The sequence below is a fragment of the Mycoplasmopsis phocirhinis genome, assembly GCF_004216495.1.
In the GTDB taxonomy this organism is placed as follows: Bacteria; Bacillota_I; Bacilli_A; order Mycoplasmatales; family Metamycoplasmataceae; genus Mycoplasmopsis; species Mycoplasmopsis phocirhinis.
Genome location: NZ_CP034841.1, coordinates 140,880 through 153,604, shown reverse-complemented (window position 1 = coordinate 153,604; position 12,725 = coordinate 140,880). Strand labels below are relative to the sequence as shown.

The window sequence follows — 12,725 nt, the reverse complement described above, 5'->3', positions numbered from 1 at the left end:
TTATGAATTAACACAGCTAAATAAAAATTATTTATAATTTAAACATTATGGATAAAAATCAACTTACATTTTTTTTACAAAATCAAACAACAAAAAACTCAAATATTCCAGACGAAATGCGCAATGGTATTATTATTGGAACTATTGTAATGGGTTTAATCATTATTTTGTTAGTTTCATTGTATATTTGACATTTTGTTAGTTCGCAAAAAAAAGAAACTATAGGCTTAAAATTTGAAAGTGAAATTTCTAATGAATTGAAATATAATGTGAAAGTTAAAAAAATAAATTTTAAATATATTCCCGGAGCGTTATTTGAATATGCTAATGGTAGTGAAAAATTTGAAATTGATGGCATTTTATATAACGAAAAAGTTTTTATTATTATTGAAACAAAATATTATCTAGGCGAATTGCTAGGAAACTCAACTGATGAAAAATTAACTTTAATTTCTAAAAAACGTAAAAAATTATTTCACAACCCAATTACACAAAATCTTAAACATATAAATCATCTTTATAAGATGTGTCGTATTAAATTTCCAGTTTTATCAATGATTATTTTTCCTGACGAACTTAAATTTAAAGTTGAAAATATTAATAGTAGCACAATTATTGCAAACGAAAAAAATTATCTAGAATTACTAAAAAAAGTTGAACAAGATTTAGAAGATTTTACACCAATGAGTAAAGATATAATTTCACAAATAAGAAAGTGTATCAAAGACAATAAAGTTAGATCGCACAAAGATATCCAAAAGTGACAAAAACATCTAAACGAAAACAATGAATAAATTGCCACATCATTTAGTAATAAATAATGTGGGTTATGATTTATATTATGCCAAAGGCAATAAATTAGGTTATCAGGCTAGTTTAATCACTAAAAATATCATTATTTTTTATACTAAAAAAACGAATTTGCAAAATTACATGAATAAATTTATTCAAAATGTAAATCATCATTTTAAAGCTGAACATAAACCAATTTATGTTTTCAGTCCAATTGAGAATAAATTTATTTGATTTGGTGGTAAAAAATATAAAGTTAAATTTATTTATAAAAATACTAAAATGAAAATGTATTTTGAGCAAAATATTGTCTATTTCGTATTAAAACCAACTTATCAAAATTTAGATTCAAATAAATTACACATCAAGATATTAAATTTATTTAAACAAGCTATATTTCAAACAATTCAACAACAACACAATAATATTAAAAAGAGACTGAATATAAATGATGAATTGCCAATAAAATTGTATAAAAGATTGAGTTTTTGAGGCTCATATAAATATAATCTTGCTCTAAATAAAAAAGAAATCCATTATTCAATTTTAATGTGCTTAACACCCAAAGTATTTTGAGATTCAGTCATAATTCATGAATTAACCCACCATTTATTCCCTAATCAAGGACACAGTGCTGAATTTAAACAATTCTGTAAAAAACATGATGAAAATTATGATATTTATCAATCTAATAATCAAGTTCCATTTTGAGTATATATAGATTTGGATTTAGAAATAAAAAAATAGAATCTTGCGAAACTATTTAATTTAAAGTAATTCTTTATATCTTTTTAGATATATTTTTTTTACAACCAAGGTTAAAGATATATATAAAATGATTGAACCAATTAAAAGTGCAAAGAATCAAGGATTTAATGCTTGAACTTTAAGAGCATTGTTTAATCATGGTATATAAGGACTTATTGTGATTAATACAGAACCTAAAATTGAAAAAATTAATAAAGGTGCAGCAGGTCTAGATTGTATAAATGGTATTTTTTTAGTTCGAATAAAATGAATAATTAAACTTTGAGTTCACATCGAGATTATAAATCAACCTGTTTGGAATAGTGTTTTAAATTGTTCGCTTTCTACACCTAAGTTAGGATACAGATTTGGTATAAATACATATCGTAATAAAATGAATGCTAAAATATCAACTATAGAAGAAACTGGGCCAAATCAAAGCATAAATTTAACTATTGATTTTGGATTTCATTTACGTGGTTTATCAAGTAACTCTTTATCAACTTTATCTCAAGGAATAGCACCACAAGAAATATCATAAATTAAATTTAAAAATAAAATTTGAACAGCCATCATTGGTGAAAATGGCAAAATCAAAGCTGCAAATAAAATACTAATAATATTGCCAAAATTACTTGCCACCGTCATCTTAATATATTTATTCATATTCGAATAAGTTTTGCGACCTTCAATAATACCGGTTGCCAGCACATTTAAATCTTTCTCTAAAAGCACGATATTAGCACTTTCTTTAGCAATATCTACAGCTGTATCAACAGAAATAGAAACATCAGCAACCTTCATTGCAGGAGCATCATTAATTCCATCTCCCATATAACCAACTACATGGCCTTTGTTGCGCAAAGCGTTGATAATTATCGCTTTTTGGTCAGGCGAAAGTTTAGCAAAAATGTTATATTCTTCAACAACTTCTTCAAGTTGATCTTGGTTTAAAGTTTCAATATCTTTACCTAAAATTATTTTTTCGCTAGGAATACCAACTTGGGCACAAATCGCTTTTGTTACACGAGCATTATCACCGGTTAAAATTTTTACTTCTACACCATGTTTGTGTAAATTTTGTATTGCACTTTTAGTTGATTCTTTAGGAGGATCTAAAAATGCTAAATAACCAATTAGAATCATCTCCATTTCATCTTTAACGCTAAATGTACCTACTGATGATAATTTAACATCTTTACGAGCAACCGCAATTACACGCATTCCATTGTCATTTAAATTATCAACATTTTTCAATACTTTTTCAATTAAATGTGCGTTTAACTCTTTAATTTCGCCCCCAATTTCTATATGTGAACAAATTGAAAGCATCTCTTCAACGGCACCTTTAGTGATTACTTGAGTTTTTAGGTTTTTATCTTTTACAACCACTGACATTCTTTTTCTTTCAAAATCAAATGGTATTTCATCAACTTTAGTGTATAAAGCTTCTAGATTACGCAATTGATCATCAATTACACTCAATTCTTCAGTTTTGCCAATAATAGATAAATCTAATAAATTTTTTAAACCAGTTTGGAAATGTGAATTTAAAAAACCATAACGCAAAACCCGATTATTATCTTTACCTAATACATCTAAATGACGCTCTAAAACAATTTGGTCTAAAGTTAAAGTACCAGTTTTATCAGTACAAAAAACATCCATTGCTCCAAAATTTTGAATTGAATTTAAACTTTTAATTATTGTCTTTTTCTTTGACATTGTAACAGCGCCTTTGGCAAGAGTTGAAGTTATTATCATTGGTAACATTTCAGGAGTTAAACCAACTACAACTGAAATTGCAAACAATAATGCTTCCAATCATTTGCTGCTATCGCCTTTAATTTGGCCTTTAAAACCAATAATTAAAAATACAATTGGCACTACTACTACCATTATTCTAATTAGTAATTTTGAAATGGCAGAGATACCTTTTTCAAAGTCTGTTTTAACAGGTTTTTCATTGATTTTTTGCACAACTTGACCAATATATGTTTCATTACCTGTTGCTACTACAATTGCACGAGCTGAACCTGAAATAACATTAGAGCCCATAAATGCTAAATTATGGTAATCAACCATGTTATCATAATCAAAATTTTTAACTAAATTAGCAAATTTTTCAATAGAATGACTTTCGCCAGTCAATGAAGACTGTGAAACAAAGAGGTCTTTGGCATTCAATATTCTTACATCAGCTGGAATTATATCCCCGGCAGCTAAAACAACAATATCTCCAACAACAATTTGTTCTAACGGTAATTCATAATAAATACCATTTCGTTGCACTCTGGCTGTTGTAGATATCATTTTAATCAATTTATCTGATGAAGTACTAGAACGAATTTCTTCAACTAAATGTAAAATGCCACTTAATAATACCATTGAAAGAATAATAATCATAGTTGCGGGTTCAGCACTTTGTTTATTAACTAATTTTATTATCACATCTGTTATTAAAGAAACAAATGCCAAAATAAGTAAAATAATTGAAAAAGGGTTAAAAAAGGAAGCAACAATTTTATTTCAAAGTGTATTACTAGATTTTTTATCTAATTTATTCGAACCATAAATGTGTAAATTTTTATTTATATCTTCTTCGTTAATTATTCCTTTTGGCGAGGAATTAAATTTAGCATATAAATGTTTATCATTCATATTAGCGCATTCATGAATACGTTTTTTAACTAAATCAGTTGAAACTGTATCTTTTTTGTTTTTTATTTTCATTAGCCCTCCTTTTCTATATGATATGTATTAATTTTATATTAAAGTATATATATACATTAATTATTAATAAAATATTTAAATGTTAATATAAAATTTATTGGGGAGAATACAAATGAATAAAAAATACGAAAAATTGAAAACAAGATTAAAAGAATATATGGCAATTGAAGCAATGAGTGGTTATGAACAACCGGTTGTAAATGCCCTTAAAAATAACATTCAAAGTGATAATTTTGAATACACAAGAGATGGTTTTGGTTCATTAATAATCTCAAATAAACAAAGTGACCCAAATGCCCCTATAATTATGATCGCGGCACATATGGATGAGGTTGGTTATTTAATTAGAAATATTGAACAAAATGGTAATTTATTAGTAGAACCACTTGGTGGTATTTGACCTGTAACTGTCGTTGGTTCAAGAGCAAAAATTGTTACAAATCGTGACAATAAAACTATAGACGCAGTTTTTGGCCACACATCAATTCATATTTTAGAAAGAGAAAAAATTACAAAAGCACCAACAAATAAAGAATTATATGTTGATGCTGGTTTTAATAGCAAACAACAAGCAATAGATTTTGGTATTGAGCCAGGCGATAGAGTTTATATGAGCGGTGAATCTTTCGATATGCCTAATGATTTAGTAGCTGGTAAAGCAATGGATAATCGTGCAGGTGTTACCGTACTTGATTTTTTAGCAAACAACATTAAAAATTTAAATTTACCAAATAAAACTTATCTAGTAGGGACTGTACAAGAAGAAGTAGGTTTAAGAGGTGCTAAAACTGCAACTAGTTTAGTTAATGCTGATGTGGCAATAGCAATTGACACATGTGCTAGCCACGATACAACCGGAGCAATTAAAGGTGGAACTAAACTTGGCGATGGCGTGGCATTATTAGTTAAAGATGGTTCGTTATTAACGAATTCAAAATTTAGTGAAATGCTAATGTCACTTGCTCGCAAGCACAATATTCCGGCTTATAAATATATTTCAGAAGGTGGTGGTAATGATGCTAGTGAATTACAATATGCTAAAGGTGGAATCCCTTCAATTACATTTTCACTACCACAAAGATATTTGCACTCGCCTATTGGGGTATGTTCGTTAGTAGACATTCAAGCTGCAATAGATTTAGCAACTGAATTTGTTAAATTTTTCAATGCTGAAAAGGCAAAAGAATTAAAATTTCAATAATTAAATTTAATGAACATCCTGTGTATAGAATGTTCATTTTTATATTAATCAATATATTTAATTTTAAGCAACACTGACTTATTTTTGCTTATTCTTTTTGTTTTTTTATTAACAATAACAAATGTTAACAATAAGTTTTCTTCATCAATTTTTTGTATTTTTTTAATTGCTATTTTGTTATTTATTGACAAACCATCTATATTTAAATATTTATCACTTGCAAAATCTTCAAGTAAAACATCCGATTTAACACTTGCAACTACTGGGCTGATTGATATATTGTTTAATTCTTGATCTAATTGAGCATCAGTGTAATTACACGCACTTAAAGCTATTGGAGTTAGAAGAATTGGTAATAATTTAAAGAAATTTTTATTCATTATTATTCCTGTATTTTGAATATATTATAGATAATTTTGTTTAAAAATTCAATAAAAGACACACGTCTGTGTGTCTAAATTAATTTCTGGTTTTTTTGTTTCAATATGTTGTTAAATTTGTATCTGTTTTTTGATCAGTAGGTACTATTGCAGTATGATTAACTTTATAACTCAATAATGTTTCACCAGTTAAAGGATCAACTATATCATAAGCATCCTTAATTTCCAAAAGTTGCTTTGAATATTGAGCCTCGTATTGATCTTGTTCTAATTTTTCTTTAGATTTTAGTATTTTTGTATTTTCATCATCGTCTAAAGTTTCGTATTCTTCAACATTAAAATCATTTTCAATAACATAGTCATATAGAACTTTAAAAACAGGTGTATAGGCAACTTCAGTAAAGTTTTCGTATGCTGTATATGATTCAATAGTTTCATCGTTTACATTTTCCCAGGTTCTAACTTCGTTTTCATCAAATTGCAAACCACTCATAAATGAGCGCTTAACATTGTCTAGCATTTCATCGTAAAATTTATCATTAACTTTATCACTATTTGTGATTACCAAACCATCAATTAACAATAAATTTTGTTTTGGTCTTATAAATCTAATTGTGCCAGGTTGCACATTTTGAAAATTATCTAACGAATCGTAAGCATCATAGGCGTCACCATTATAAATAATACCAGCTTGAACATTCGAATTTAAATCTATTAAATTTGATAATAATAATAAACCATTTCCAGAAAGTTGTAAATTGGAACTTGTTAAGTTGTAGCCTATACCATCTTTAATTAAGGCAGCAAATTGATCAATTAATCTTTCATATAATTTAGGTTCTTGTTTGGTACTTGCTTCACCTGTTTGGATGGCGTTTTGGTATCCAGAACCATAAATCATATTATCACGAACTGAATCAGTTAATTCCCAACGAGTGTAATTATTTTGTTTTAACGATTGCAACACATCAACAAACATAACATCTTTTTGATCTTTTGTTTTGTTAGCATTAAATCCGTGATTAGCCAATTGATTAAGCACTTTTGAATCTAATTCATAAAGTTTTTTTCTTTTTTCAACTGTATCAATAGAAGCGTTTTTAAGTTCAGTGTCTAATTTTGTTGGATTATAAGCTATAACCATGTCTTGACTAAAATAAGGAATAAAATAATCATACAAATGTTTTGGTTCATCATCTTCTCAAGGTTGATCATTTAAATCAGTTTTTAATACTTCATCATAATATGACAGATGATCTCAAACTAATTTAGTATAAATTTCTCTTTGCATTTTTTTGTATTCGTCAAGCTTGCGATATTGTTCAAAGGTTTTTCCTTGAGCTCATTGAGGAGTATTTTTATAAAAAAGCTTGACATAATCTATTCTTTTTAGTTTATTACGCTTGATTAATTGTACACTTTGGGCATCTGAACCAATGCCACCAATAGCTTTTTCAGTTAAAAGTGCTTTTGTAAATTCGCCAATAGTTTCAAATTCTTTAAAATCAAATTTTTCACTAATAATACTTCTTGAGTTTGGTGAAATGTAAGATTTATAATTATAAAAAGTTGGCTTAAATGGTTTTTTAAATTTATAAATTAAAGCACTCGTTAGTGCAGTTGCTGTGATTGTTAAACCTACACCTAGAGCAACTCTTTTTAAAACAAATTTAGTTTTCGTTTTCATTTTGCTCCTTAACTTTTAATTTTTTTACTCTAACTTTTTTAACTTTGTAAGTTATATAAATAGCATTGCCAACTAATGTCATCAATAATATAGCAGCACCTACTACTAAACCTCAACCTCTAAAATCACCTTCATATAATTTAGTTCCTAGCGTTGATGTGTTAGTGGTAGTTTTTAAAATAATAAAGTCATCAAAAGATAAAAATATAGCAACTAAAGCAGCAAAAATTATTGAAGGAATCATATAAATAAAATATGTTTTAAATCAAGTTTTAAATTTTGAATAACCTAAATCTTGACTCGCTTCAAATAAAGAACGCTCAAATTTTTCACTTCGTGGATACATCAAACTAATTCCGTATGGCAACGCCATTACAGTATGACCTACTATTCCTCTTAATAATCCTTCTCTTGTAACAGCTAGTGTTCCAAAAAAGAACGAAAACACTAACACCAAGCCTATGGCAGTGATATTATCAGGATTTATTAGAGGAATATTATTAACTGATTTAATCACGCTTTCGTATTTTTTATTTTTTTGCCTTCACAAAGCAAATACGGTAACTAAAGAAATAGTAACAACCAAAATCGCGGTAAATAACGCAATAATTATTGAATTAATTAAAGCAATATCTCTTCCATCATCAAAAAAAGTTTTTCAAGAATTTAGTGTAAAAGCATTTCAAGTTGTAGTTAAAAACTCTTTATCACTTGGTTTATTAAAACTAAATATAGTAGCAAAAACTAATGGAATGTAGGTTAGTGCTAAAATAAAGTAAATATATGTTTTTTTAAAAAATTCAGTAATTTTACTCATTGTTACCTCTTTTTTTACGATTTACTAACTTAACTATTAATCGTGGTACAAAATTTATTGCGGCATAGCAACCAATAAATAAAGCACTTACTACAATAACTAACACTGAACCCGAAGATAATTCAAATACGTTTGAAGGATTTGAATATTGATTAATTATTGAACCAACAGTTTGTAATTGAGCAGGATTAGCCAATAATTTATCACTAATTACAAATGTAGTAGCAGAGGCTAGAAAAATTAAACTTACTCCACTTAAAATCGCTTTTGTACTATAGGGGATAACTACTTTAAATAAAGTTTGAATCCGGCTAAAACCTAAATCAGTGCTTGCTTCAATAATGTTTTTTGGCATATCTTTAAAAACAGAATATAAAGGCATTATCATATAAGGTAAATTTAAATAAGTTAGGGCTAAAACCATAAACCATTCAGCTTCTAAACTATCTTCATTAAAAACGCTCAAGAAAAACCCTCTAATCGCGTAAATTTTAGCAATGGTAAAAATAATCATCGGTGAAAGAATTAAACTCATTGCATAAATAGGTAAAATTTTGCTTTTAGCTGTTGCTGTGAAATAAGCATATGGAAAACCGATTAAAAGACAAAGAATTGCTGAAATAACTCCAATTTTTAAGCTCCGACCAATAATTTTTCAAGTACCAAACTCTTTAATTAATTGAGCACTATCAAAATTATGACGTGGCGTGAATGCTTGGATGATTATTAAAATAATGGGTAAAACAACTAAAAATAAAGCTATTAAAATATAAGGCAAAAGTAATAATAATCTATTATTTCAAGCTAATTTAGCTTTAAATTTTGAATTCATCTGATTCGTAATCTCATTTTTTATCTTTTGCCATTAAATGAATTGAGTCTATAGTTCAACTGATAGATACAGTTTCGTTTAAATTAAATTTTTTAGCTGTTTCCACATAAATATGATAGCCGTTCATAAATTTTACTTTTAAATAGAAATAACTACCACGATAAGTTAATTCAATAATTCGACCTAAAATTTGATTTGGAGTTGTCGCTTCTTCTAAAGAAGCAATATCGACATCTTCTGGACGAATTAAAACATCAACTTCTTGGTTTAATTGAAATTCATTTTCGTTATGAATAGTAGCGAAATTATGACCCATAAATTCTACAGTTCCATCTTTTTTAAAAACACCATTATAAATATTTGAACTTCCCACAAAATTAGCAACCCATTTATTAACTGGGTAATCATAAATTTGTTTTGGTGTATCATATTGCTCAATAACACCGTCTCTCATAATCGCTATCCTATCTGATAATTCTAATGCTTCGTCTTGATCGTGAGTTACAAAAATAAACGTAATTCCTAGTTTTTGTTGAATACTTCTCAATAATTTTTGCATTTTTTCGCGAATTTTAGCGTCTAAAGCACTTAATGGTTCATCTAGCAAAAGGATGCTAGGTTCAATAACCAAAGAACGAGCTAAGGCAACACGTTGTTTCATCCCGCCAGATAATTCGCTAATTGCTTTATTTTCAGAACCTTTTAGCCCAACCAGTTCAACAATTTTAGCAATGTCAGCCTTCATCTCATCTTTTGAAATTTTTCTTGTTAAATATTGTTTTTCAAATGATTCAATTTTCATTTCAACATAATTTTCTCAGTATGAATAGTTAAAATCAGAATCGTCTAATCATTTTTGTCTTTTCTTAAATTGTAATGAGTTGGGTTTAAATTTATCCATTTCAGATTCATATTGCTCTTGCAATTTATCTAATTTGGCCATTTCATGAGCTGCTTTTTTTTCTCATTCACGTTTTTTAGTTTCAAGTAATTCTAAATGTTTTGGATTAATTGATTCTTTTGGCACACGTTTTAAAGTTAGACCATACTTAATATTTCCTTCGACATTTAAATGTGGAAACAATGCATAGTCTTGAAAAATTGTTGAAAGGTCTCTCTTGTGGGCAGGTAAATCTTTTATGTCTCTACCGTTAAATTTTATTTCACCACGAGTAGCTCATTCAAATCCAGCTATAAGACGCAAAATTGTCGTTTTGCCCGAACCTGATGGACCAAGAAGGGTAACAAATTCACCCTTTTTAATGTCTAAATTAATTTTTTCTAAAACTACTTTGTCATCAAATTCTTTAACAACTTCTTTTAATTCGATAACATTTCGTATATTTTGATTTTTTTCCATAAATATACTCCTTGATTTAAAAGATGCTTAAAGTACTAGTTGGTCAGGTAGTCAACTAGTAAATAACGGATGCTAAATCAAAGATATCTTCAAAATATTCAGTGTATGAAAAACATAGCGAAGTGCAAAACTTGCTAGAGTGATTCGCTAATACAAATTTAGTACCTGTTCTATTTGAGTCCTTCATAATGGAGTTAATTATATAAAACTATTTTATTTGATAAAGATAAATTTATGCTTTTTTATTCAACTTTAAAAAAAAGAGTAATTTGTGTATAAGATTTGTAGTTTAATACAAAAAAATAATTGTATATAATTATAAAATTAAATTTTAATTAGGAGATATTATGAAACAATACAAAAAATTAAGAGATGTAGATAAAAAATATCAATTCGATTTAGAATGTTTATTGAACGAACAAACAATTGAAGATTTATTCAAAGAATACGAAAATAAAATGCAATATTTTATAGACGCTAAACAAACAAAGTATAACGATATTGAAGCATATTTGCAGTATTTAAATAAATCAGGTCAAATAGGTGTTTTAACTAATCGAATTTCAAATTATCTTTCTAATAATCTAAATCGTGAATTAACCAATTCTAGATATGCTGAATTGAATAATCAATGAAATTTATTGACTCAAAAAATTAATGAACAAATCGGTTCAGAATCTGTACGTTTTTACCAAAATATTGACAAAATTAAAGCATGAATTAATGACCCACGATTGCTAACTTACAAAAAAAATTTAACTGAAGCAATCAATGATTTTCAATATAAATTAGATGATAATGTTGAAGAATATATTCTAAAGCAAGCAAACGCTTCTCCTTCATTTGAAGATGTATTTGATTTAATAACAGACACAGAACTAGATTATGGTTATCCGTTAGATTCGCAAGGAAAAAAACATAAATTATCACCGGCTTTGCGTATAAAATTAATGAAATCTAACGATTCCACTTTAAGAAAAAACACTTACATAAATTATCATAAGGCAAGCTTAAAGCATAAAAATTCATTAGCAAATCTTTTATTTCAACAATTTAATACAATCGCAACAGAAGCAAAAACTAGAGGTTATAAAAATTCAGTGCATATGCTGACGTTTAATGACAAAATTGATGATGAATTATTGCAATCATTATTCACAAAAGTAAGTAGTCTAAAAACAGTAATTGCAAAAAGAAATAAATATTTTAAAAAATTTTATGAAGCTAAATTTAAACAAAAATTCCGACCAAAATACGATTCAATGCGTGACTTGGTCAATGTTAAATCAAGCTATACCATTGAACAAATGAAAGACATAGTATTTCAAGCCTTAAAACCATTTGGAAAAGAATATATTCAAACTATTCAAAAAGCGTATGATGAAAATTGAATAGATTATATGACAATTGACAACAAAATTTCAGGTGCGTATTCAATTGGTTCTACATATGGATTAGAAAAAAAATATATTTTGATGAATTTTGATGGAGATTTGAGTTCGGTTGAAACTTTAGCTCATGAATTAGGTCATTCAATGCACTCATATTTTAGTGATAAAAATAATGAAATTCATAATGCGTCTTATCCAATATTTTTAGCTGAAATAGCTTCTATTTTCAATGAGTTAATGCTATATGATTATTTATTAAGACAATCTAAAAATGCTAAATTTAAATTTAAAATCATTGAGTCAATGATAGATGGTTTTATTGGAACAGTTTTTAGACAAACATTATGAGCAAATTACGAATATGATTTATATAAACATATTGAGGAAGGTAAACTTGGACCAAGTTATGATTCAATAGCCAAACTGTATTATGAGAATAATTTAAAATATAGTGTTAAAAAGCATAAATTCAATAAAAATGAACAAATAACTGCAGTTACTGTGCCTCATTTTTACTATGGTTTTTATGTGTATAAATATGCTATAGGACAATTAGTAGCCAATTATTTTTACAAAAAATATAAAACTGAAGGCGAGACATTTTTAAGTACTTATATTGAAGAATTTTTATCAGCTGGTGATAGAAATTATCCACTTAAAACTTTAGCTAACGTAGGTGTAAATTTAAAAGATGATAATTTTTATCAAATTGGCTTTAGTTATTTTGAAGAATTAGTTGATGAGTATATAAAACTTGGTAAAAAAATATTTAAAGTAAAATAAGG

The 12,725-nt window shown here is 27.3% G+C and carries 10 protein-coding genes; 4 read left to right on the top strand and 6 right to left on the bottom strand.

The genetic code is table 4. From position 1 onward, the window contains the following. The first annotated feature begins 47 nt into the window (after positions 1-47). Complete coding sequence (locus EG856_RS00680) at positions 48-794, top strand: nuclease-related domain-containing protein (RefSeq protein ID WP_130429225.1); 747 nt, start codon at positions 48-50, stop codon at positions 792-794. After that, positions 787-1,539, top strand: coding sequence for a YgjP-like metallopeptidase domain-containing protein (locus EG856_RS00675; protein ID WP_130429224.1), 753 nt, complete (start codon positions 787-789; stop codon positions 1,537-1,539). Before EG856_RS00680 ends, EG856_RS00675 begins: the two co-directional genes overlap by 8 nt. Before the next feature lie 21 nt (positions 1,540-1,560). Here EG856_RS00675 and mgtA read toward each other — a convergent pair whose 3' ends face one another. Further along, positions 1,561-4,272, bottom strand: a complete 2,712-nt coding sequence (gene mgtA, locus EG856_RS00670; RefSeq protein ID WP_130429223.1) for a magnesium-translocating P-type ATPase — start codon at positions 4,270-4,272, stop codon at positions 1,561-1,563. 112 nt (positions 4,273-4,384) lie between these two features. Here mgtA and EG856_RS00665 point away from each other — a divergent pair, with 112 nt between their 5' ends. After that, a complete protein-coding gene (locus EG856_RS00665; protein ID WP_130429222.1) occupies positions 4,385-5,473 on the top strand; it encodes a M42 family metallopeptidase in 1,089 nt (362 codons plus the stop codon). Positions 5,474-5,517: 44 nt separating this feature from the next. Here EG856_RS00665 and EG856_RS00660 read toward each other — a convergent pair whose 3' ends face one another. From EG856_RS00660 to EG856_RS00640, 5 genes are all read right to left on the bottom strand, one after another. After that, positions 5,518-5,853 (bottom strand): hypothetical protein, encoded by a 336-nt coding sequence (locus EG856_RS00660; protein ID WP_130429221.1) that lies wholly within the window; start codon positions 5,851-5,853, stop codon positions 5,518-5,520. Between the two features lie 79 nt (positions 5,854-5,932). Then, positions 5,933-7,540 carry a type 2 periplasmic-binding domain-containing protein gene (locus EG856_RS00655; RefSeq protein ID WP_130429220.1) on the bottom strand — a complete coding sequence of 536 codons (1,608 nt, stop codon included), beginning with the start codon at positions 7,538-7,540 and terminating at the stop codon, positions 5,933-5,935. Then, positions 7,524-8,357, bottom strand: coding sequence for an ABC transporter permease (locus tag EG856_RS00650; protein WP_130429219.1), 834 nt, complete (start codon positions 8,355-8,357; stop codon positions 7,524-7,526). The genes EG856_RS00655 and EG856_RS00650 overlap by 17 nt, the downstream gene beginning before the upstream one ends. Continuing rightward, entirely contained in the window at positions 8,350-9,189 is an 840-nt protein-coding gene (locus EG856_RS00645; RefSeq protein ID WP_130429218.1) for an ABC transporter permease, read from the bottom strand. Before EG856_RS00645 ends, EG856_RS00650 begins: the two co-directional genes overlap by 8 nt. Beyond that, entirely contained in the window at positions 9,173-10,549 is a 1,377-nt protein-coding gene (locus EG856_RS00640; protein WP_130429217.1) for an ABC transporter ATP-binding protein, read from the bottom strand. The genes EG856_RS00645 and EG856_RS00640 overlap by 17 nt, the downstream gene beginning before the upstream one ends. Positions 10,550-10,896: 347 nt before the next feature. Here EG856_RS00640 and pepF point away from each other — a divergent pair, with 347 nt between their 5' ends. Then, entirely contained in the window at positions 10,897-12,723 is a 1,827-nt protein-coding gene (gene pepF / locus EG856_RS00635) for an oligoendopeptidase F (protein WP_130429216.1), read from the top strand. Positions 12,724-12,725 lie beyond the last annotated feature (2 nt).